The sequence below is a fragment of the Methylobacterium sp. CM6257 genome, from assembly GCF_054611515.1.
Genome location: NZ_CM137735.1, coordinates 7,301,217 through 7,320,875 on the forward strand (window position 1 = coordinate 7,301,217; position 19,659 = coordinate 7,320,875).

Consider the following 19,659-nt stretch of genomic DNA (forward strand, 5'->3'; position numbering starts at 1 on the left):
CGTCCATCTCGTCTTTTTCGGCGCCCGCCTGTAACGACGGCGCCAATCCTCACCCGCGAAAAGTTCGACCATGATTTCCTCCCCGCTCATGACCGTCATGGTCGATGCCGTGCGCAAGGCAGCCCGTGGCCTGCGCCGCGACTTCGGCGAGGTCGAAAATCTCCAGGTCTCGCGGAAAGGTCCCGGCGACTTCGTCTCGGCCGCCGACCGCAAGGCCGAGGAGGTGCTGCGCGACGCCCTGATGAAGGCGCGGCCGGGCTACAGCCTCGTGCTGGAGGAGAACGGGATCATCGAGGGTACCGACAAGAGCCACACCTGGCACATCGATCCCCTCGACGGCACCTCGAACTTCCTGCACGGCGTGCCGCATTTTGCGGTCTCGGTCGGACTCGAGCGCGAGGGCCAGATCGTGGCCGGCGTGGTCTTCGACCCGATCAAGGACGAGCTGTTCGTCGCCGAGCGTGGCAAGGGCGCCTACCTCAACAACCGGCGCCTGCGCGTCTCCGGCCGCCAGGACATGGCTGACGCGCTGGTGGGTTACGGCACGCCCTATCTCGGCCGTGGCAGCCATCCGCGCCTGCTGCGCGAGATCGGCGCCGTCATGGCGGTTGCCGGCGGCACCCGCCGGATGGGCTCGGCGGCTCTCGACATGGCCTATGTCGCCTGCGGGCGCCTCGACGCCTACTGGGAGCGCGACCTCCAGACCTACGATTTCGCCGCCGGCGTGATTCTGGTGCGCGAGGCGGGCGGCTTTGTCACCTCGGCGGACGGCGCGGCCGAGCCGCTGTCGCCGCGTTCGGTGGCCTGCGGCAACGAGGAGTTGCACCGGGAACTCGTCGCCATCCTCAGGAAGGTGCAGGCGGCCTGAGCCGCCGGAAACTGGTCAGGACGCCGAGCTTCTGCTTTAAGCCCGCGTCCCCCACGGAAGGCCGTACGCATGGAAGCCCGCCGCCACGTCGCGCTGAAGGAATCGGTCCGCTCGATTCCCGACTACCCGAAGCCCGGCATCATCTTCCGCGACATCACCACGTTGCTCAGCGACCCGCGCGCCTTCCGGCGGGCGGTGGACGCGCTGGTGCATCCTTACGCCGGCGGGCAGATCCACCAAGTGGCCGGCATCGAAGCCCGGGGCTTCATCCTGGGCGGTGCCATCGCCCACCAGCTGTCCTGCGGCTTCGTGCCGATTCGCAAGAAGGGCAAGCTGCCCCACAAGACGGTCTCGATGGCCTACGCCCTCGAGTACGGCACCGACGAGATTGAAATTCACGTCGATGCCGTGAAGCCCGGCGACAAGGTGCTGCTGGTCGACGACCTGATCGCCACGGGCGGTACCGCGAGCGCGGCTGTGAACCTGCTCCAGAAGATCGGCGCCGAGATCGTGGCCGCCTGCTTCGTCATCGACCTGCCCGAGATCGGCGGGGCGCAGCGCCTGCGCGACATGGGTGTCGAGGTGCGCACACTCATGCAGTTCGAGGGCCATTGAGACCCGCCAAACGTTGACTTCGCGGGACCCATCCGCCATAAGCCCGCCACTCGCGACGTGGCGCCCCGCATGGGCGCCCTTCGTGTTTGCAGACAACCAGGACGCGTGGAGGTCGGGTGCAGCATCAGCTGCCCGCGAGCGCGCCTCGACCTTTGAAGGCTCTGAGCCATGAAGAGAACCTACCAGCCGAGCAAGCTCGTCCGTAAGCGCCGCCACGGGTTCCGTGCGCGCATGGCCACCGCGGGTGGCCGCAAGGTGATCGCGCGTCGTCGCGCCCACGGCCGCAAGCGTCTGTCGGCCTAAGGCCGGACGAACCCTCGCCGGCGCGGCGCCAGAGGCCGCCGCGTCGCTGGGCATGGGATTGGCCGGGATCGAACCATCGATGGCGACGATCGAGCGGCTCAAGAGGCGCCCCGATTTCCTTGCGGCGGCCGAGGGACGCCGCTTCCACACCGACCGCATGACCGCGCAGGGTCGCCTGCGGGACCCGAATGGCGTCCCCGGCCTGCGGCTCGGTTTCACCGTCACCAAGCGCGTCGGCCACGCTACGGAACGCAACCGCATCCGGCGCCGCCTGCGCGCCGCTATCGGTCTGGTCGCGTCCGACCTTCCGGACGCGCTCGCGGGTCTGCCGGCCGACATCGTGCTGATCGCCCGTCGTCCGGCGCTGGATGCCGCCTTCGAGACTTTGGCGGAGGATCTGCGCCGCGCGATCCCCGCGGTGACACGTCCGGCCGCGCCGCGGCCGCCCGGTAGCCCCCGCGGCGATCGGTCCTCCGGCCGGTCTGGCGGCCGGCGGTCCAAGACCACATCTCAGACAACATCTCTCCAGCACGAAGCGGGCCGAGCCTCCGCGCAGCCCGCGCCGTCCGGCGAAGCCGACATCGGCCCGTCGCAGGGGTGCGACAGAGATCCCCGAATCACAGGCGCGCGCAGGTCCTTCGAGGCCGGCGCCGGTCCTGATGCCACTCCGAACGCGTGCGGCGGTGTCCCTGATGGGCAATGACAAGACGAACATGTTCGTGGCCATCGGCCTGTCGCTGCTGGTGCTGCTCGGCTGGCAGTACTTCGTGGCCGGCCCGCGCGTGGAGCAGCAGCGGCTGATCGAGGCGCAGAACAAGGCCGCACAGCAGCAACAGCAACCGCCGGGCGTGACCCCGGACGGCGTGCCCTCGCCGTCGCCAAAGGAAGGCGGACCGGCCGCCCCCGCGCCCGGCACGCTGCCTGCGGGGCAGGGCAGCCCGGTCTCCCGCGAGGCGGCGCTCGCCCGCTCGCCGCGGATCCGCATCGAGACCCCGGCGCTTACCGGTTCGATCGCCCTGAAGGGCGGCCGCGTCGACGACGTGTCGCTCAAGAATTACCACGAGACCGTAGACCCCAGGAGCCCGGAGATCGTGCTGTTCTCGCCCAGCGGGAGCGAGACGCCGTACTATGCCGAGTTCGGCTGGGTCGGCGCCAATGCCGGACCGCTGCCCGGCAACGATACCCTCTGGACCAGCGACGGCAAGACGCTCTCGCCGGGCATGCCCGTGACCCTGACCTGGGACAACGGCGCTGGCCTCGTCTTCAAGCGGATCATCGCGGTCGACGACAAGTTCATGTTCACGGTCCGCGACGAGGTCGAGAACAAGGGCTCGGCTGCCGTGACGCTCTACCCGTACAGCCTCGTCTCCCGCTGGGGTAAGCCGCACACCCAGGGCTACTACGTCCTGCACGAGGGCATGATCGGCTACCTCGGCAACGACGGTCTGCAGGAATTCACCTACGACAAGCTCGCCAAGGAAGGCGCCTACGGCGGTGCCAACACGAAGGGCAAGGCCTGGAGCGGCGTGACCGGCGGCTTCGTGGGCATCACCGACAAGTACTGGGCGGCGGCCGCGATCCCCGACCAGGATACGCCCTATACCGGCGCCTTCACCGACCGCACCGACGGCACCACCAACGTCTATCAGGCGAGCGTGCGCGGCGACGCCGTGAACCTCGCGGCGGGCGCCTCGGCCACCGCGACGCAGCGGCTCTTCGCCGGCGCCAAGGAAGTCAACCTGATCAACAACTACGAGAAGGACCTGGGCATCAAGCACTTCGATCTGATGATCGACTGGGGCTGGTTCTTCTTCATCACCAAGCCGATGTTCCGGGCGCTGGACTTCTTCTACCACCTGTTCGGCAATTTCGGCGTCTCGATCTTGGTGGTGACCTTCTGCTTGAAGCTGCTGTTCCTGCCGATCGCGAACCGGTCCTACGTGTCCATGGCCAAGATGAAGGCCGTGCAGCCCGAGATGGCCGCCATCCGCGAGCGCTACAAGGACGACCGCCTGAAGGCGCAGCAGGCGACGATGGAGCTGTACAAGAAGGAGAAGATCAACCCGGTCGCCGGCTGCTGGCCGGTGCTGATCCAGATCCCGGTCTTCTTCGCGCTCTACAAGGTGCTGTTCATCACCATCGAGATGCGCCACGCGCCGTTCTTCGGCTGGATCCACGACCTCGCGGCTCCGGATCCGACGAGCATCGTGAACCTGTTCGGCCTGCTGCCCTTCCCGGCGCCCGACTTCGTGCACCTCGGTGTCTGGCCGCTCATCATGGGCATCACGATGTTCGTGCAGATGAAGATGAACCCCGCGCCGCCGGACCCGGTCCAGGCGCAGATCTTCACCTTCATGCCGATCGTGTTCACCTTCATGCTGGGCTCGTTTCCCGCCGGCCTCGTGATCTACTGGGCCTGGAACAACACCCTGTCGGTGATCCAGCAGTACATCATCATGCGGCGTAACGGCGTGAAGGTGGAATTGTGGGACAATCTCCGCAGCACGTTCCGGCGCGGCGCCGGCACCAAGGCGGCGGCCACCAAGAGCTGACGGGCAAGCTTTCGTGACCGAGACCAACGACGATGCGGCCGGCCTCCTGGAGGCCGGCCGCCTCCTTTTTGCCGGCGCCGCCGATTTCTACGCGGCTGCCCAGACGCTCGACCGCCTGCCGCCCATGGAGGGCGTCGAGATCGCTTTCGCGGGCCGGTCAAATGTCGGCAAGTCGAGCCTGATCAACGCGCTCACCGGCCGCAACACCCTCGCGCGGACCTCGCACACGCCGGGCCGGACGCAGCAGCTGAACTTCTTCCGGATCGGGGAGCGCCTGTCGCTGGTCGATATGCCGGGCTACGGCTACGCCGCCGTGGAGAAGGCCAAGGTCGAGGCCTGGACCCGGCTGATCCATTCCTACCTGAAGGGTCGCACCAATCTCGCCCGGGTGTTCATGCTGATCGACGCCCGGCACGGCTTCAAGTCGATCGACACCGACGTGCTCGACGGGCTCGACAAGGCCGCGGTGAGCTACCAAGTGGTCCTGACCAAGGGCGATTCCCTGAAGAAGAGCGAGGTCGCGGGCCGCATCGCCGGAATTGAGGCGGGGCTCGCCAAGCGCCCGGCCGCCTACCCGCAGGTGATCCTCACGTCGAGCCGGGACGATTCCGGTGTGCCGGACCTGCGCGCGGCGATCGCCAAGCTCCTCGTGGAGCGGGGCGCGTGAGGTTCTCGGGCGTCGATCGCGCGCTCGTGGCGCTCGCCTGCCTCGCCGGGCTGCTCGGCGTCGCGCTCAGCGCCGCCGCCGCGCACATCCCCGGGGCGGACGCGCTGAAGACGGCGGCGCAGTTCCTGCTGTTCCACGCCCCCGCCATCCTGGCTCTGGTCGGCTTCGGGGCCGCAGGTCTCGCCCGGCTCGGTCTCGCCCGTGCTGCTTCGGGCCTGCTGGTCCTCGGGCTGGTGCTGTTCTGCGGCGACCTCTCGGTGCGCACGTGGCTTCAGCACCCGCTCTTCCCGATGGCCGCGCCCACCGGCGGCTTTGCCCTGATGGGCGGGTGGCTCCTCGGTCTCCTGTGCGCCCTCGTCCCGGCGCGGCGCGCGGCCTAACGCACTGCCCGAACCTGCAGGAACTCCAGCGCGGGCCCACGCGCGTCGGAGAAGACGCCCGCGGTCAGAGCACCGCCGTAAACGGCGGCGGTGTCGAGGTTGGTGCGGAAGCGGCGCACCTCCGGACGTCCGTCCCCCTGCGGCGTGTGGCCATGGACCACGTGTAGGCCGAAATCGTGGTCTCCCTCCAGGAACGGCTCGCGGATCCAGAGCCGGTTGTGATCGTCCGGATCCGGGATCTCGGCGCCGGGCCGGAAACCGGCATGGACGTACCAGCGGGCTGCGTCCGCATGGACAGTCGGAAGCGCCTCGATCCAGTCCAGCGTGTCGCGCGGAAGACCGCCGGCGTCGCGCGCGCCGAAGGAGTCGAGCGTCGCGTCCCCACCGTTAAAGAGCCAGTGCTCGGCCGCCTGGGGTGTTTGGAGCGCGTCGAGCAGCATGCGCTCGTGATTGCCCATCAGGCAGGCGACGCGCTCGGGCTCGGCCCAGTTCAGGCGACTGACGGTGCGCAGCACCGCGGCGCTGTCCGGCCCGCGGTCGATGTAGTCGCCCAGGAAGACGAGGCGATGCGCGCGGCGCCCCGCGTGGGCAGCGATCCGCTCCAGCAGCGCGTCCAGGAGGACGGCGCAGCCGTGGATGTCGCCGATGGCGTAGGTGAGGGGCTCGGTCTCCATGGCCCCATCGTCCACCGGGGCGTGCCGCTCCGCAAGGTTTACGCGGAGCGGTCATCGCGGCCCGGCCGGCGTCGTCAGGAAGCGCGGATGCGCTCGCTGCCTCTTCCGGCGGCGGGCTATTCCGCCAATTCGCGCATGACCGTGATGAGGTCCGCCTTCCCTTCGAAGCCGATGCCCGGCAGCTCCGGCATCACGATGTGCCCGTCCTCCACCCGAACCCCGTCCGGGAAGCCGCCATAGGGCTGGAACAAGTCCGGGTAGCTCTCGTTGCCGCCGAGTCCGAGGCCGGCCGCGATGTTGAGCGACATCTGGTGCCCGCCATGCGGGATGCAGCGGGATGGCGACCAGCCAAACTCGGCCAGCACATCGAGGGTGCGGAGGTACTCCACCAGACCGTACGACAGGGCGCAGTCGAATTGCAGCCAGTCCCGGTCGGGCCGCATGTTGCCGTAGCGCAGGAGGTTACGGGCATCCTGGTGCGAGAACAGGTTCTCGCCGGTGGCCATTGGCCCGGGATAAGAGGAGGCGAGCGCGGCCTGGAGCGCGTAGTCGAGCGGGTCGCCCGCCTCCTCGTACCAGAACAGCGGGTAGTCCCGCAGCATCCGGGCATACGCGATGGCGGTCTCCAGATCGAACCGGCCGTTGGCATCCACCGCGAGGCGGCCCCGCCCGTCGATCTCGGCGAGCACCGCCTCGATTCGGCGCCGGTCCTCGTCGATCGGGGCGCCGCCGATCTTCATCTTCACGACGGTGTAGCCGCGGTCGAGATAGCCGCGCATCTCGGCCCGCAGGGCGGAATCGTCCTTGCCGGGATAGTAGTAGCCGCCCGCCGCGTAGACGAAGACCCGGGGGTCGGCCTCTCGGCCCTTCTGCTCCGCGAGCATCCGGAACAGCGGCTTGCCGGCGATCTTGGCCGCCGCGTCCCAGATCGCCATGTCGAGGGTTCCCACCGCCACCGAGCGCTCGCCGTGTCCGCCGGGCTTCTCGTTGCGCATCATCGCGGCCCAGATCCGGTGCGGATCGAGGTTGTCGCCCGCCTCCGTCAGGAGGCTTGCCGGGGTGGCCTCCAGGATCCGGTCGCGGAAGCGCTCGCGGATCAGGCCGCCCTGGCCGTAGCGGCCGTTGGAGTTGAAGCCGTAGCCGACGACCCGCCGGCCATCTTGGACGACGTCCGTGACCACCGCGACGAGGCTCGTGGTCATCTTCGAAAAGTCGATGTAGGCGTTGCGGATCGGCGAGGCGATCGGCTTGGTAACCTCGCGGACGTCGACGATGCGCATGGCGGTCTCTCCCTGTCGAATCGCGCACGTCCCGGTCGATGCCGGGGCGGGCAGGTTCCCGCGCCTTACCGCCGGTCGCCACAGGGCGGCCAATGCCGATTCCGGCGCGCGCGATGCGCGGATGGCATCGGCCGCGATCCGGCGCTGAGGAGCGTCCCATGGACCTGGATTGGCTCAAGGACTTCCTGGCGCTCGCGGAGCACAGAACCTTTTCACGGGCGGCAGAAGCTCGGCACGTGACGCAACCGGCCTTCAGCCGGCGCATCCGCGCCTTGGAGGACTGGGTGGGCACTCCGCTGTTCCTGCGCGGCGCGCAGGGCGCGGTTCCGACCGCCGCGGGCCATTGCTTCCAGCCCCGCGCCGAGGATCTGCTGCGCGGACTGGATCGCGCTCGTCGGGAGGCCCGACGCGCCGGCGAGCGATCGGGGGCGAGCCTCGCAATCGCCGCGACGCACGCCCTGTCCTTCACGTTCTTCCCCGGCTGGATCCGGAGTCGCGTGCAGTTCGAGGCTCTGGGCGCGCTCAACCTGATCTCGGACAGCATGGAGGCTTGCGAGGCGATCATGCTGGCCGGGGAGGTGCAGTTCCTCCTGTGCCACTACCACGCCGATGCTCCCACGCGGCTCGATGACGGACGGTTCGAATCCGCCCTCGTCGGCCGGGATCGGCTCGTGCCCCTCTGCGCGCCCTCCGCCGATGGAACACCGGTCTGGCCCCTTTCCGCGCCCGGTCGGCCGGCCCGGTACCTCGCTTATGGCAGCGCCTCGGGGCTCGGCCGGATCCTGGCGGCGAGCGGCGTCGCGGGCGGCCAGGAGGCGGTCTTCACGTCGCACCTCGCGGCGACGCTCATGACCATGGCCCGGGAGGGTTATGGGGTCGCTTGGCTTCCACTGACCCTGGTGGAGGAGGCGCTGGAGCGCGGACAGTTGGTCCGCGCCGGGCCCGAGACCCTGGAGGTGGCCGTGGAGATCCGGCTGTTCCGTTCGCCTGAAAGCCGGACCGACGCGGCCGATGTCTTCTGGCGGCGGATCTGCGGCGCAGGGGCGGTCGAGCCTCAGCCCTTGGAAACCCGGGCGTAGCGGCCGTCGTAGCGGCCGGACCGGATCAGCGCGAGCACCTCTTCCTCGCGGGCGGCGTGCGCGCGCACGGCTTCGAGCAAGGTGAGGGCGATCCCGGGCGGGAAGGTCACGACGCCGTCCGCGTCGCCCACCACCGCGTCGCCCGGATTCACCGTCCAGCCGCCCACACAGACGGGGACATTGATCGCGCCGGGGCCCGTCTTGAACGGCCCGCGCGGGGTTGCGGCGCGGGCGTAGCAGGGAAAACAGGAATCGGCGAAATCGTCTGTGTCGCGCAGGGCGCCATCGACTACGAAGCCCGCGATGCCCCGACTCTCGGCGATTGCCTTCATGATGCTGCCCACGAGCGCCCGGCTTGTATCGCCGCCGCCGTCGACCACGATCACGTCTCCGCGACGGGCCTCCTCCAGCGCCTGGTGGATGGCGAGGTTGTCGCCCGCCCGGACCTGAACGGTGAAGGCGGTGCCGATGAGCCGGCCGCAGCGGTGGAACGCCCGCAAGCCCGCCAGGACCGGCATTCGGTCGAGGCAGTCACTGATCGTGGCCGTGGAGACCTCCGCGAAGGCCATCAGCAGATCGTGGGCGACGGAGGGCGGCGGCGGGTTCCGCGTTATGACGGTCATCGGCCCGGATCTCTCCCCGACGTCATGCCCGCTGGCCGCGCGTCGAATCGGCCGGGGACACGGAGATCCTGCCTCAGCGCTGGCGGGATGTCGCGGTCGTGATCCGCGGCCGTCAATGATCTGCGGTCGGAACCGCACCGGCGGCGCCGCCCGTGGCGAGCTTGCGACGGGCATCGGCCTGGCCGCTGGTCGCCCCGAAATAGGTGGCCGAGTCGCCGAGCTGGACCGCCGGCTGGCAGTTCGGCGTGCAGGAGAGGGACTCGCGGTCGAGGCCGCGCTGGACCGTGATGGTCGAGTCCTGAGACGCCTCGACCCGGATCATCGTCTCGGCGATCATCGCGCCTGCATTGTCCAGCGCGATCAGATTGGTCGAGCCGAAGCTCTTGCCGGTGAGCACGAGCACGCCGTTTTTCTGCGGCGTGACTTCCGCGATGATCGGATTGCCGACGATGATGGTCGACGTCTTCTCCGGTAGGCGGATGACCTTGGCATTGTCCACCAGCACCGTCACCACCGGCAAAGGCTCGGACGGTCCGGCCGCCGCGGCGAAACCCGTCAGCAGGAGGATGAGGCCGGCTCGGCCCGCATTCGATAGGGTGCGGCGCATCGGGAGTCCTCGAGGACACGGGCGGCGTCTCGGAGGACACCCCACGATGCGGAGATACCGCTGGACCGGTGAAGGAAGCGCTAAGCAACAGCAAAGCCGCGCTTTGTGCCGCATCGTTGAAACTCAACCTTCACCAAGCTTGCAGCCGGCCCATCAGAAGTGCCGATCCAGGCTCGATTTAACCGATTTTCAAGGCGCAATCGGCAGTCTGTGTGGGCCGCCGATCGAGACGTAAAGAATCTTCGTCGGTCATCGCGCAAGTTTTTCGCTGCACTGTGTTGATCGAAGGATCGCTTCTCATGAAGACCCTGTTCACGCGTTTCGCCTCCGACGAGTCGGGCGCCACCGCGATCGAGTACGGCATGATCGCCGCCCTGATCGCCGTCGTCATCATCGGTTCGCTCAAGGTCATCGGCACCTCGCTCACCGCCAAGTTCAGCGCGATCTCCAGCAACCTAAACTGATCGCGAGTCCCGACGTCAGGATCTGCGGCAGGTTCGAGACTCCCTCGCTCTCGATCACGGGAGCAGGGAGATCTCGGCCGGCCTGCATGGCCGTTGTGACCGCCCGGCGGTCCTGATCGCCCGTGAAGGCCGGCCCGCGCCGGTCTCGAAGCGAGGGGGCCCGATCCCCCAACGGAAGCAACCGCGCCGCGCAAGTATCGACAGGTTTGGCCCCGAGATGGTCGGCACCAGCATGGCAAGTTCAGGGATCGCGAATCTGGGGCTCGCAGGTTTCGGCCTGCTGGTGCTGTTTCCCTTCCTGATGGCGTACGCGGCGGCGAGCGACCTCCTCACGATGCTGATCCCCAACCGGATCTCGCTCGCCCTGGTCGCGGGCTTCGCGCTGCTCGCCGCGACCGGTCCGATGAGCTGGTCCGAGATCGGCCTCCATCTCGGCGCAGGAGCCGCCGTGCTGGCGGCCACCTTCACACTGTTCGCCCTCGGCATCATCGGCGGGGGCGATGCCAAGCTGGCGGCGGCCACGGCCCTGTGGCTCGGCTTCGACGGCCTCGGCGACTACCTGCTGGCGGCCTCGATCTTCGGCGGGGCGCTGACCCTGGCGATCCTCCTGGCCCGCGCGCATCCGCTGCCCGGCCGAATCGCCCGCATGCCGTTCGCGCTGCATCTGCACGATGCCAAGACCGGCATTCCCTACGGGATCGCCCTCGCGGGAGCGGCCCTGCTCGTACTCCCCGAGACCGAGGTCTGGACCCGGGCGCTCGCCGGCTGAGGCACAGCGGCTTCCGCTCGGCGCAGGCATTGCTGCACTGCGCCGAATCCGTGCGTCAAGATCTAGAGCGTCGGTCCCGGCTTGGCTAAAAGTCGGGTATGCCCCTCGCGCTGTTGCGTCGCCCCGATCCAGACCATCTCGAGGTTCAGCACGAGGGCGCGAGCCTGCGCATCGCGCTCCGACGGCGGCCCACCGCGCGCCGCATCACCCTCCGGGTCTCGGCCGCCACCGGCGAGGTGGTGATCACCCTGCCAAGCTGCACCGCGGTGAACACCGCCCAGCGCTTCGCCGCGAGCCACGCGGAGTGGATCGCGACGCGGCTGGCGCGGGTACCTGAGCGCGTGATCTTCGAGCCGGGGGCCAGTCTGCCCCTGCGCGGCGAGCCCCATCGTGTGAGCCTGCGCGGGACGCGGAGCGGCGCCGTACGTATCGAGCGTGAGAACGGTGAGGCGGTGATCTCGCTCTCCTGCGAGCCTGCCCATGTGGCCCGCCGGATCCGGGATTTCCTCACGCGGGAGGCGCGGCGCGACCTCGACGCGGCGATCGCGCGCTACGCGCCCCGACTCGGGCAGCGGCCGATCCGGGTCACCCTGCGCGACACCCGCAGCCGATGGGGATCCTGCACGGCGCGCGGCGAACTGAACTTCTCGTGGCGCCTGATCCTCGCACCCCCGATGGTGTTGGATTACCTCGTCGCCCACGAGATGGCTCACCTGCGCGAGATGAACCACTCGCCCCGGTTCTGGGCGCTCCTGCGCGATCTCTGCCCGAACGTCGATGCTGCGGAGGCCTGGTTGAAGCGCAACGGCACCAGCCTGCACCGCTACGGCTGAGCGGAGGCGACCTGCGAGGACCGGACGCCGCTGGCTCAGCCCTTGGAGCGCAGAACCCTCTGGCGCACGATCGCATCCGCCGGCCAGGTCGGGCGCGGATCGACCTCGCCGGGATTGAGGGTCCGCGGAGCCACGCTGTCGCAGATCTCGCGCTGACGGATGATCACCGCATTGCCGAACTCATCGCGCCGGCGGACCGAGCCGCCGTCGCGGCAATAGCCGGCGATCGCGGCGTGGCCGCCGCGGCGGCCATACGGGTTCGCGGCGACCGGCGGATGCTCGATGACGAGCGTATCCATGTGGTTGAGCGAATGCTCGACATAGGTGGTCTCGCCGACCGGGAGGGACTGGGCCCCGGCCTGCGCGAGGGTGGCCATCAAGCTGGCGGCCGAAAGGGCGAGCAGGCGCATCACGACTCCAAGATCCGGCGCTGGAGGACTGACTGAGACCTATCTAGGCCGCGACGGCCGGCGCGCATAGCGTCGGCGCGCAACACCGCGCTCCCATCGCTTGACAGCGCGGGGCGGACCATGGTCGGAACACGCCCGATTGTACGGCTCCCGCCGGTCCTCGGCCGGAGCGTTCCGAAGGGATCGGTGGTGCCGCTTCACGCGAGGCTCGTTCGTTTCCGGCGCGCGGTCCGGCGCGCCGCGCTGCCCGTGTTCATCGCCCTCGTCGCGGCTGCGCTTGCCCCAGCAGGGCCTGCCGCGGCCCAGGGCATGGTGCGCAAGACCTTCGACGACTGGCAGCTGCGCTGCGAGACACCCGCCGGCGCCAAGGCCGAGCAATGCGCGCTGGTGCAGTACCTAGCCGCCGAGGATCGCCCGAACCTGACCCTCGTGGTCATCGTGTTGAAGACTGCCGACAACCGCGGCTACCTGCTGCGCGTCGTTGCGCCCCTCGGCGTCCTCCTGCCCTCGGGCCTCGGCCTGAAGATCGATCAGACGGATATCGGCCGAGCCGGGTTCGTCCGCTGTCTCACCACCGGCTGCGTCGCCGAGGTGGTGATGGATGACGGCCTGATCCGGCAGTTCAAGAACGGCACGCAGGCCACCTTCATCGTGTTCCAGACGCCCGAGGAAGGCGTCGGCATCCCGCTCTCGATGAAGGGCTTCGCGGCCGGGTTCGACAGCCTGAAATGACGATGCCGCTCGGGAGCCGTGCGATGATCGGATATCGGGACCTGTCTCTGGAGCGGGCTTCGCGGCCGCGTCAAAGCGCGACCGCGACCCGGTCGGGCTTCGCTCTGGGCCTGGGCGGCCTCATCCTCGCGGCCTCGCTCGCCGCGGCTCCGGCCCGCGCCGAGGAGGGCAATGTCCTCTCCAACCTGTTCAAGTTCGGGGGCACCACGGTCCCGCCGTCGCAGCCCGAGAGCCTCGACCCGCCCTATTGCCCGCCTGTGGAGGTCGCCGAAGGCGGCGCTGCCTCGCGTACCATGGCCGGCGCGGCGGTCCGCACCCAGTTCTCCCTCGGCCGCCTCGCCCGCGAATGCACCCGGCGCCAGGACGGCTCGATCACCGTCAAGGCGGGGGTCGAGGTGAATGTCCTGCTCGGGCCGGCGGGCGCGCCGGGCCGCTTCGAGGTCCCGATCACGTTCCAGATCCGCCACGACGGCAAGGTGGTCACGAGCCGCGTCGAGCGCGCCAGCGTGGTCGTCGGTCCGGGCGAGGCGCAAGGCTTCGCCACCATCGTGGCCGACGATCTTCCGGTCCCGGCCGCGATGACGGCGGATTACGACATCGCGGTGGGGGTCGGCGCCGGCAAGGGCGCCGGTGGGAAGACCGCTGCCTCCAAGCCGCGGCGTCGGAAGCCCGCGGTCGCCGCGGCACCCGCCGGCGGAGGCGACGCTGCCCAGTGACGCCGCGGCGCCTCTCGTCGATCCGACCCCGCTGACAGAGACACCCGGTCGCGGCGATCCCTGGCTCGGCCGCGCGGTCCGCTTCCGGCTGGAGCCGGCGGACGATCCCGTCTTCGACCGCCGCCTCGTCCTCCCCGACCGCCAAGCCGGCTGGATCGTGCTCAGCTATGCCGGCGATCCCATGGCGGCGCCGCGTCGGCCGATCCTCCGCGTTGTGCGTGGATCCGATCACGCATCCCAGGACTTCATCCTCCCGGGGGCGTCGCACGGCTTCGCCCACTGGCTCGGCCTGATCCCGCCGGACGCCCGGGAGATCCGGCTCTCGGCCGGTGCCGATTTCGTCCTGGAGCGGGTCGGAACCCGCCGCGAGCTCGGGGTGCTCGCCCAATGCCTTCTGCACCGGCCCTGGCGCTGCATCGCGGCGCTCTATGAGCGCGCCCGCGGATCGGAGCGTCGCTACCGCGACATCCTGCGCGGCGCCTGCGCGGTGACGCCGATGGCGCGGTTTCCGTCCTGGGCCGCCGCGCGGGCCAGGACGGTGCGGATCCCGCCATCCCGCCTGCGGATCCGCGGCCTGATCCTCGCTGAGCCCGCCGAAGGGGCGGCGCTGGCCTCCACACTGGACGCGCTGACCGCACAGACCGACCCTGTGCAATCCCTCTGCGTCGCCTGGGCGGGCGCGGTGCCGGCGGCGGCGGACCCGCGCGCCGTTCATCGAATCTGGGACGGGCGCGCATCTCCGGACGACTTCATGGGCGAGGGCGATGCCCTGTGCATTCTGCGGGCGGGCGACATCCTGGAGCCCGACGCCCTGGCTCTGCTCGGGCACGCCCTGGCAGGCGGAGACCTCGCCTACGGCGACGCGATCGGTCCTGACGGCCAGCCGCAGTTGAAGCCGGATTGGAGCCCGGACCTCGCCCTGGCGACAGGTTACCCGGGATCCCCGCTGCTCCTGTCCCGCTCCTGGCTCGCCGGCTCTCTGCCGGGGGTCATCGGTCCGATGGCGGAGGCGACCCTCGCCATTGAGATCGCCGCGGCCGCGACGGGCGCGCGGGTAGCTCACATCCCGCGTGTCCTCGCCCGCACCCTCGGTGACCGTCTGGACCCGTCCGCCCGGGCGCAGGCCCTCGATATGCGCCTCGCCCGTCAGGCGCCGCCGCTCCGCGCCACGCTGCGCGACGGTGCTGTTCGGCTGGGCTGGCCCTTGCCGGACCCGGCGCCGATGGCGAGCATCGTGATCCCCTCGCGCGACCGCCTCGACCTGATCGCGCGCGTCTGCCGCGGCGTGCTGCACGAGACGGCCTACGCACCTGTCGAACTGATCATCGTCGATAACGGCTCGACGGATCCCGCCGTCCTGGCGCATTACGACGTCCTGCGCCGCGACCCGCGCGTGCGCATCCTCATCGACCCGCAGCCCTTCAACTTCGCCGCGATGGTCAATGCCGGCGTCGCCGCCGCGTCGGGCGCGGTGGTCGTGCTGCTCAACAACGACGTCGCGGTGCTGGAGCCCGGCTGGCTGGAGGCGATGGTCCGGCAGGCGAGCCGGCCGGAGGTCGGCGCCGTCGGTGCGAAGCTCCTCTACGGTAACGGTAGCCTGCAGCATGCCGGTGTCGTCGTCGGCCTGGGCGGCCGGGCGGGGCACATCCTGCGTCGCCGGCCCGGGGAAACGCCCGGCCATCTCGGGCGGCTGCGCGTGGCGCATGAGGTCTCGGCGGTCACGGCCGCCTGTCTCGCGGTGTCACGCGAGAAGTATTGGGCGGTGGGCGGCTTCGATGCCGAGGCCTTTCCGGTCGATTTCAACGACGTCGATTTCTGCCTGCGACTCGGCGCGGCCGGGTGGAAGACGATCTGGACCCCGGACGCGACCCTCGCGCATCTCGAATCCGTCAGTCGTGGCCCCTCGGTCGGTGCGAAGCGCGCCCGTTTCGAGCAGGAGGCTGCCCGGTTCTCGGAACGCTGGCGCGACGTGATCCGCCACGATCCATTCTACCATCCCGCCCTGTCGCTCACGACGTTCGGCGAGGATCTGGAATGACCCGCCAACCGGGCTCAAGCCCAGACCTGCATCTCGGATCCCCGCGTCAATCCTGGCGCGGGCTGGTCGGGGCGGCGCGCCAGGTCTTGGGCCGGCCTCGGGAGGCCGGCCCGGTCCTGTGGGCGCGGCTGACCGGCAAGCGGCTGCGCGCCCGCCAGAAAGGCGTGGCGCTCGTGGGGATCGACCACCGTCTTGCCCTTCCGGGCCGTATTCTCGACGGCTTCCCGCCGGCCCCTGACGAACCGGGCACCGACATCCGCCTGATCGGCGACGGCTACCTCGTCGCCGGCGCTCCCGAGCGGATCGCTGCAGCCTTCGCGGCCGATCCCGAGCTCCACGCCCTGTACGGTGATGCGCTGGTGCAGGATCGGCCGGGAGGCCCGGTTCTGCCGCTGCTGCCGCCGGTCTTCGACGCCGACCGGCTCACGGCCTTCGACTATCTCGGCCCCGTCCTGGCTTACCGGTACGCTTCCCTCGACCCGGGTGTCGTTCCGGTCAGCCCGGCCGATGCCGCCTTCCGCATCGCCGAGCGGTACGGTCCCCGGGCGGTCGGCCACCTACCGGAGGTCCTGGCGGTGCGCCGCGCGGGAACGCGCCGGGCCAGGGCGGCAGGGGAGGGGGGGCAAGTCCGGCATCGGGAGGCGGTGCGCGGCCATCTCGACCGGGTGGGGTGCTCCGGCGCCCGTCTCGCCGTCACGCCGGATGGTCTCGTGCGGGTCGAGCGCCCGCTCCCCGATCCGCCTCCTCTGGCCAGCCTCATCATCCCGACCCGCGACCGCTTGGACCTGCTCCGGCCCTGCCTCGACAGCCTGCGGCGCTGCACCGACTGGCCTTCGATCGAGATCCTGGTCTGCGACAACGACAGCCGCGAGCCGGAGACCCTGACCTATCTGCGCAGCTTGGAGCGGGAGGGGAGGGGGCACGTCGTGCCCTGTCCCGGGCCGTTCAACTTCGCCGCCATGAACAACGCCGCCGCCGCCCGAGCCCGGGGCAGGCTGCTGGTCTTCGTCAACAATGACGTCGAGGCGTTCCGGCCGGACTGGCTCTCCCTCATGGCCCGTGAGGCCCTGCGCCCGGAGGTCGGTGCGGTGGGCGCCAAGCTCCTCGACGGCGAGGGCCGGGTCCAGCACGGCGGCATCGTGCTCGGCACCGGCGGCCTCGTCACCCACGGTCACCGCCACTTCCCAGGCGATGCCCCCGGTTACCTCGCGGCGTTGCGCGTCACGCACGCGGTCTCGGCGGTCACGGCCGCGTGCCTGGTCGTCGAGGCGGACAAGTTCCGGGCGGTGGGCGGCTTCGACGAGGCGGTCTTCGCCGTCGATTTCAACGACGTCGATCTCTGCCTGCGCCTCAACGCGGCCGGCTTCCGCACGCTGCTGGTCCCCGGGGCGGTGCTGCACCACCGCGAGGCGGCGAGCCGCCGCTGGACCCCGGAGGCTCGCGCCCGCCACGAGCGCGAGATCGCCGCGCTGAAAGAACGATGGGGGCCGCTGCTGATGCAGGACCCCCGTTATCACCCGGGCTTCGACCCGGACCTCTCCACCCACGCACGGCTGTGCCCGGGCTTCCCGGGGGCGGGGCCGGCGCCCCTGCGCCGCCCGCCCGCCTGAACGCGCCTACTGGACGAGGCGCGGGCCGCCGCCCTGCACCTTCTCGTTCTCCGACATGATCCCGAGCCGCTTGGCGACTTCCGTATAGGCCTCGATCAGGCCGCCGAGATCCTTGCGGAACCGGTCCTTGTCGAGCTTGTCGGAGGACTTGATGTCCCAGAGCCGGCAGGAATCCGGGGAGATCTCGTCAGCCACGACGATGCGCATCATATCGCCTTCCCAGAGGCGGCCGGTCTCCATCTTGAAGTCGACGAGCCGGATTCCGACGCCCAGGAAGAGGCCCGACAGGAAGTCGTTGACGCGGATCGCCAGCGCCATGATGTCGTCGATCTCCTGGGGCGTCGCCCAGCCGAAGGCCGTGATGTGCTCCTCCGACACCATCGGGTCGTTCAGCGCGTCGTTCTTGTAATAGAACTCGATGATCGAGCGCGGCAGCTGCGTGCCTTCCTCCAGGCCCAGCCGCGTGGCGAGCGACCCCGCCGCGACGTTGCGCACCACGACCTCGAGGGGGATGATCTCGACCTCGCGGATCAGCTGCTCGCGCATGTTCAGCCGGCGGATGAAGTGCGTCGGCACGCCGATGTCGTTGAGGTGCTGGAAGACGAATTCCGAGATCCGGTTGTTCAGCACGCCCTTGCCATCGATGACCTCGTGCTTCTTGGCGTTGAAAGCCGTCGCGTCGTCCTTGAAGTGCTGGATGAGCGTGCCGGGCTCCGGACCCTCGTAGAGGACCTTCGCCTTGCCCTCGTAGATGCGACGGCGGCGGTTCATAGGCGTGTACCGTGGTTTGAGGAAGTCCATGGGCCGAGGCTCCTGATGCGCGACGATTGGGAGGAATCCGCGGCGCGGCGACCGGACGCGAGGTCGGGCAGCCGGACGGCCTCTGCCCGAGGGCCCCGGCAACCGGCCGCCAAACTAGCCGAACCGGGCTTCCAGCACAACGCGTTAGCCCGCGCGGCGGGATTGCGTCCGGCGCCTCGGACGTACCCCGGACGCCGTCACGCCGGCGTTTTCGACGGGTAGCGGCAGAGATCCGCGATGAGGCAGCGCGGGCATTCGGGACGCCGCGCCTTGCAGGTGTAGCGGCCGTGCAGGATCAGCCAGTGGTGGGCGTGCAGGCGGTAGGGTGCCGGCACGATCGCCTCCAGCCCAGCCTGGACCTTGTCGGTGGTCGCGCCGACGAAGAGCGGAATCCGATTGGAGACCCTGAAGATATGGGTATCAACGGCGATCCGTGGAACCCCGAAGGCAATGTTCAGCACGACACTCGCCGTTTTAACCCCGACGCCCGGCAGCACCTGCAGGGCCTCCAGGGTCGCCGGCACTGCGCCGCCGTGCTCCTCCACGAGGATACGAGAGAGCGCGATGACGTTCTTGGCCTTGGTGTTGAACAAGCCGATCGTGCGAATGAAGTCGCGGACCCTGTCCTCGCCGAGCGCCAGCATCTTCTCGGGCGTGTCAGCCACCGCGAAGAGCGGCGCTGTGGCGAGATTGACGCCGCGGTCGGTCGCCTGAGCCGAGAGTACCACGGCGACGAGGAGCGTGAACGGGTTGACGTAGTGCAGCTCGCCTTTGGGCTCCGGTTCGGCCGCGTGGAAGCGCCGGAAGATCTCGGCGAGCGTCGCGGGATCGACAGCTGCAGGCCCGGCATCAGCAGGCGCGGTCAATGCCGGCTCGATCGCCGCGCCGAGCTGGCTCGAGGCCTTGCCTCCGACCCGGCCCGAAATCCCGCCTCCGGCGCGGCGCGTCACGGGACTCGGTGTCTTTCTGGCGGGCATCGGCGCCTTATATGGATCGCATGGCGAGCGGCAATCCTTCCGTCCACCCGTATGGGCTCGATCCGGACACGATCGACCGGCCGGTCTTCACGGCCACGATCCGCCCGCACCAATCCCTGAGCCGGCGCGGCTTCCGGGTCGTCATGACCGGCTGCTGCGCGGTCTCGCTCACCGTTTCGATCTGGGCCTGGCGGATGGGCTTCTGGCCGGTGGCGGGGTTCTTCGGCCTCGACATGCTGGCGATCTACGCCGCGCTGAAGGTGAGCTTCCGCCGTGGCCGCTCCTTCGAGGAGGTGATGATCTCCCAGATCGAGATTTTGCTCGCCCGGGTCAGTCACCGGGGGGAGCGGCGCGAGTGGCGGTTCAACCCGCTCTGGACCAAGCTCGAGACCGTGGAGGACGAGGAGTACGGGCTGCAGCGTCTGACCTTGGTCTCGCGCCGGCAGGAGGCGCTGGTCGCCCGCGATGCCGGACCGGACGAGCGGGCGCGCGTGGCGCACGGGCTCAGCGAGGCATTGGCTCTGGTGAAGAAGGGATACTGACGGGCGCCGCCCGCCGGGCCGTCGTGCTCTACCGCCCGCACGAAAGCCCGGAAGAATCTGCGAACGTTTCGCAACAAGCCTGTTGACGGGGGGGATTGGTGGATCTATACCCCGCTCAT

The 19,659-nt window shown here is 69.7% G+C and carries 23 protein-coding genes; 16 read left to right on the plus strand and 7 right to left on the minus strand.

The features are described 5' to 3' along the window. Window positions 1–70 precede the first annotated feature (70 nt). The 7 genes from ACYCO6_RS35815 to ACYCO6_RS35845 all read left to right on the plus strand — a co-directional run bounded on the left by ACYCO6_RS35815 (window position 71) and on the right by ACYCO6_RS35845 (window position 5,385). A complete protein-coding gene (locus tag ACYCO6_RS35815; RefSeq protein ID WP_459768304.1) occupies window positions 71–868 on the plus strand; it encodes an inositol monophosphatase family protein in 798 nt (265 codons plus the stop codon). Window positions 869–937: 69 nt separating this feature from the next. After that, window positions 938–1,483 (plus strand): adenine phosphoribosyltransferase, encoded by a 546-nt coding sequence (locus ACYCO6_RS35820; RefSeq protein WP_459768305.1) that lies wholly within the window; start codon window positions 938–940, stop codon window positions 1,481–1,483. A 168-nt stretch (window positions 1,484–1,651) separates the two neighbouring features. Further along, window positions 1,652–1,786: a 50S ribosomal protein L34 gene (gene rpmH, locus ACYCO6_RS35825; RefSeq protein WP_007558110.1), complete on the plus strand. Its 135-nt coding sequence runs from the start codon at window positions 1,652–1,654 to the stop codon at window positions 1,784–1,786. Window positions 1,787–1,865: 79 nt separating this feature from the next. Beyond that, entirely contained in the window at window positions 1,866–2,489 is a 624-nt protein-coding gene (gene rnpA, locus ACYCO6_RS35830; protein ID WP_459768306.1) for a ribonuclease P protein component, read from the plus strand. Continuing rightward, complete coding sequence (yidC, locus tag ACYCO6_RS35835; RefSeq protein WP_459768307.1) at window positions 2,479–4,338, plus strand: membrane protein insertase YidC; 1,860 nt, start codon at window positions 2,479–2,481, stop codon at window positions 4,336–4,338. Before rnpA ends, yidC begins: the two co-directional genes overlap by 11 nt. Window positions 4,339–4,351: 13 nt before the next feature. Further along, entirely contained in the window at window positions 4,352–5,005 is a 654-nt protein-coding gene (gene yihA / locus ACYCO6_RS35840) for a ribosome biogenesis GTP-binding protein YihA/YsxC (protein WP_459768308.1), read from the plus strand. Then, on the plus strand, window positions 5,002–5,385 hold the full coding sequence (locus ACYCO6_RS35845) for a DUF423 domain-containing protein (RefSeq protein ID WP_459768309.1): 384 nt from the start codon (window positions 5,002–5,004) through the stop codon (window positions 5,383–5,385). The genes yihA and ACYCO6_RS35845 overlap by 4 nt, the downstream gene beginning before the upstream one ends. Here ACYCO6_RS35845 and ACYCO6_RS35850 read toward each other — a convergent pair. Together ACYCO6_RS35850 and ACYCO6_RS35855 are read right to left on the minus strand one after the other, a co-directional pair. After that, window positions 5,382–6,059 (minus strand): metallophosphoesterase family protein, encoded by a 678-nt coding sequence (locus ACYCO6_RS35850; protein ID WP_459768310.1) that lies wholly within the window; start codon window positions 6,057–6,059, stop codon window positions 5,382–5,384. The genes ACYCO6_RS35845 and ACYCO6_RS35850 overlap by 4 nt on opposite strands. 116 nt (window positions 6,060–6,175) lie before the next feature. Then, complete coding sequence (locus tag ACYCO6_RS35855; RefSeq protein WP_459768311.1) at window positions 6,176–7,339, minus strand: mandelate racemase/muconate lactonizing enzyme family protein; 1,164 nt, start codon at window positions 7,337–7,339, stop codon at window positions 6,176–6,178. A gap of 158 nt (window positions 7,340–7,497) precedes the next feature. On the opposite strand from ACYCO6_RS35855, the gene ACYCO6_RS35860 reads away from it, so the two are divergent. Next, a complete protein-coding gene (locus ACYCO6_RS35860; RefSeq protein WP_459768312.1) occupies window positions 7,498–8,418 on the plus strand; it encodes a LysR family transcriptional regulator in 921 nt (306 codons plus the stop codon). Here ACYCO6_RS35860 and ACYCO6_RS35865 read toward each other — a convergent pair. Both ACYCO6_RS35865 and ACYCO6_RS35870 read right to left on the minus strand, forming a co-directional pair. After that, window positions 8,394–9,041 carry an RraA family protein gene (locus ACYCO6_RS35865; protein WP_459768313.1) on the minus strand — a complete coding sequence of 216 codons (648 nt, stop codon included), beginning with the start codon at window positions 9,039–9,041 and terminating at the stop codon, window positions 8,394–8,396. The genes ACYCO6_RS35860 and ACYCO6_RS35865 overlap by 25 nt on opposite strands. Before the next feature lie 112 nt (window positions 9,042–9,153). Further along, on the minus strand, window positions 9,154–9,648 hold the full coding sequence (locus ACYCO6_RS35870) for a pilus assembly protein N-terminal domain-containing protein (RefSeq protein WP_459768314.1): 495 nt from the start codon (window positions 9,646–9,648) through the stop codon (window positions 9,154–9,156). Between the two features lie 299 nt (window positions 9,649–9,947). On the opposite strand from ACYCO6_RS35870, the gene ACYCO6_RS35875 reads away from it, so the two are divergent. From ACYCO6_RS35875 to ACYCO6_RS35885, 3 genes are all read left to right on the plus strand, one after another. Further along, entirely contained in the window at window positions 9,948–10,112 is a 165-nt protein-coding gene (locus ACYCO6_RS35875; RefSeq protein ID WP_459768315.1) for a Flp family type IVb pilin, read from the plus strand. A gap of 232 nt (window positions 10,113–10,344) precedes the next feature. Further along, a complete protein-coding gene (locus tag ACYCO6_RS35880) occupies window positions 10,345–10,881 on the plus strand; it encodes an A24 family peptidase (RefSeq protein ID WP_459768316.1) in 537 nt (178 codons plus the stop codon). A 98-nt stretch (window positions 10,882–10,979) separates the two neighbouring features. Continuing rightward, complete coding sequence (locus tag ACYCO6_RS35885) at window positions 10,980–11,714, plus strand: M48 family metallopeptidase (protein ID WP_459768317.1); 735 nt, start codon at window positions 10,980–10,982, stop codon at window positions 11,712–11,714. A gap of 35 nt (window positions 11,715–11,749) precedes the next feature. Here the strand turns inward: ACYCO6_RS35885 and ACYCO6_RS35890 are convergent, their stop codons facing one another. Further along, complete coding sequence (locus ACYCO6_RS35890; RefSeq protein WP_459773882.1) at window positions 11,750–12,124, minus strand: hypothetical protein; 375 nt, start codon at window positions 12,122–12,124, stop codon at window positions 11,750–11,752. A gap of 186 nt (window positions 12,125–12,310) precedes the next feature. On the opposite strand from ACYCO6_RS35890, the gene ACYCO6_RS35895 reads away from it, so the two are divergent. The 4 genes from ACYCO6_RS35895 to ACYCO6_RS35910 all read left to right on the plus strand — a co-directional run bounded on the left by ACYCO6_RS35895 (window position 12,311) and on the right by ACYCO6_RS35910 (window position 17,220). Next, entirely contained in the window at window positions 12,311–12,856 is a 546-nt protein-coding gene (locus ACYCO6_RS35895) for an invasion associated locus B family protein (protein ID WP_459773884.1), read from the plus strand. 23 nt (window positions 12,857–12,879) lie between these two features. Beyond that, window positions 12,880–13,572, plus strand: a complete 693-nt coding sequence (locus tag ACYCO6_RS35900) for a hypothetical protein (RefSeq protein WP_459768318.1) — start codon at window positions 12,880–12,882, stop codon at window positions 13,570–13,572. 181 nt (window positions 13,573–13,753) lie between these two features. Next, entirely contained in the window at window positions 13,754–15,610 is a 1,857-nt protein-coding gene (locus ACYCO6_RS35905; protein WP_459773886.1) for a glycosyltransferase family 2 protein, read from the plus strand. After that, on the plus strand, window positions 15,607–17,220 hold the full coding sequence (locus ACYCO6_RS35910; protein ID WP_459768319.1) for a glycosyltransferase: 1,614 nt from the start codon (window positions 15,607–15,609) through the stop codon (window positions 17,218–17,220). The genes ACYCO6_RS35905 and ACYCO6_RS35910 overlap by 4 nt, the downstream gene beginning before the upstream one ends. Before the next feature lie 6 nt (window positions 17,221–17,226). On the opposite strand, the gene purC is transcribed toward ACYCO6_RS35910, so the two are convergent. Next, a complete protein-coding gene (gene purC, locus ACYCO6_RS35915) occupies window positions 17,227–18,021 on the minus strand; it encodes a phosphoribosylaminoimidazolesuccinocarboxamide synthase (protein WP_010684691.1) in 795 nt (264 codons plus the stop codon). Window positions 18,022–18,218: 197 nt separating this feature from the next. After that, entirely contained in the window at window positions 18,219–18,998 is a 780-nt protein-coding gene (gene nth / locus ACYCO6_RS35920; protein WP_459768320.1) for an endonuclease III, read from the minus strand. Window positions 18,999–19,018: 20 nt separating this feature from the next. Between nth and ACYCO6_RS35925 the strand changes: the two genes are divergently transcribed. Then, on the plus strand, window positions 19,019–19,540 hold the full coding sequence (locus ACYCO6_RS35925) for a DUF2244 domain-containing protein (RefSeq protein WP_459768321.1): 522 nt from the start codon (window positions 19,019–19,021) through the stop codon (window positions 19,538–19,540). The last annotated feature ends 119 nt before the right edge of the window (window positions 19,541–19,659 follow it).

What these genes read in the sequence shown, in the direction of transcription:
- ACYCO6_RS35875 (WP_459768315.1), top strand. Translation starts at nt 9,948, where the DNA reads ATGAAGACCCTGTTCACGCGTTTCGCCTCCGACGAGTCGGGCGCCACC.
- ACYCO6_RS35855 (WP_459768311.1), bottom strand. Translation starts at nt 7,339, where the DNA reads ATGCGCATCGTCGACGTCCGCGAGGTTACCAAGCCGATCGCCTCGCCG.
- rpmH (WP_007558110.1), top strand. Translation starts at nt 1,652, where the DNA reads ATGAAGAGAACCTACCAGCCGAGCAAGCTCGTCCGTAAGCGCCGCCAC.
- ACYCO6_RS35865 (WP_459768313.1), bottom strand. Translation starts at nt 9,041, where the DNA reads ATGACCGTCATAACGCGGAACCCGCCGCCGCCCTCCGTCGCCCACGAT.
- ACYCO6_RS35820 (WP_459768305.1), top strand. Translation starts at nt 938, where the DNA reads ATGGAAGCCCGCCGCCACGTCGCGCTGAAGGAATCGGTCCGCTCGATT.
- ACYCO6_RS35860 (WP_459768312.1), top strand. Translation starts at nt 7,498, where the DNA reads ATGGACCTGGATTGGCTCAAGGACTTCCTGGCGCTCGCGGAGCACAGA.
- ACYCO6_RS35815 (WP_459768304.1), top strand. Translation starts at nt 71, where the DNA reads ATGATTTCCTCCCCGCTCATGACCGTCATGGTCGATGCCGTGCGCAAG.
- ACYCO6_RS35905 (WP_459773886.1), top strand. Translation starts at nt 13,754, where the DNA reads ATGGCGGCGCCGCGTCGGCCGATCCTCCGCGTTGTGCGTGGATCCGAT.
- purC (WP_010684691.1), bottom strand. Translation starts at nt 18,021, where the DNA reads ATGGACTTCCTCAAACCACGGTACACGCCTATGAACCGCCGCCGTCGC.
- rnpA (WP_459768306.1), top strand. Translation starts at nt 1,866, where the DNA reads ATGGCGACGATCGAGCGGCTCAAGAGGCGCCCCGATTTCCTTGCGGCG.
- ACYCO6_RS35900 (WP_459768318.1), top strand. Translation starts at nt 12,880, where the DNA reads ATGATCGGATATCGGGACCTGTCTCTGGAGCGGGCTTCGCGGCCGCGT.
- ACYCO6_RS35870 (WP_459768314.1), bottom strand. Translation starts at nt 9,648, where the DNA reads ATGCGCCGCACCCTATCGAATGCGGGCCGAGCCGGCCTCATCCTCCTG.
- ACYCO6_RS35910 (WP_459768319.1), top strand. Translation starts at nt 15,607, where the DNA reads ATGACCCGCCAACCGGGCTCAAGCCCAGACCTGCATCTCGGATCCCCG.
- ACYCO6_RS35850 (WP_459768310.1), bottom strand. Translation starts at nt 6,059, where the DNA reads ATGGAGACCGAGCCCCTCACCTACGCCATCGGCGACATCCACGGCTGC.
- ACYCO6_RS35880 (WP_459768316.1), top strand. Translation starts at nt 10,345, where the DNA reads ATGGCAAGTTCAGGGATCGCGAATCTGGGGCTCGCAGGTTTCGGCCTG.
- ACYCO6_RS35925 (WP_459768321.1), top strand. Translation starts at nt 19,019, where the DNA reads ATGGCGAGCGGCAATCCTTCCGTCCACCCGTATGGGCTCGATCCGGAC.
- ACYCO6_RS35890 (WP_459773882.1), bottom strand. Translation starts at nt 12,124, where the DNA reads ATGCGCCTGCTCGCCCTTTCGGCCGCCAGCTTGATGGCCACCCTCGCG.
- yidC (WP_459768307.1), top strand. Translation starts at nt 2,479, where the DNA reads ATGGGCAATGACAAGACGAACATGTTCGTGGCCATCGGCCTGTCGCTG.
- nth (WP_459768320.1), bottom strand. Translation starts at nt 18,998, where the DNA reads ATGCCCGCCAGAAAGACACCGAGTCCCGTGACGCGCCGCGCCGGAGGC.
- ACYCO6_RS35885 (WP_459768317.1), top strand. Translation starts at nt 10,980, where the DNA reads ATGCCCCTCGCGCTGTTGCGTCGCCCCGATCCAGACCATCTCGAGGTT.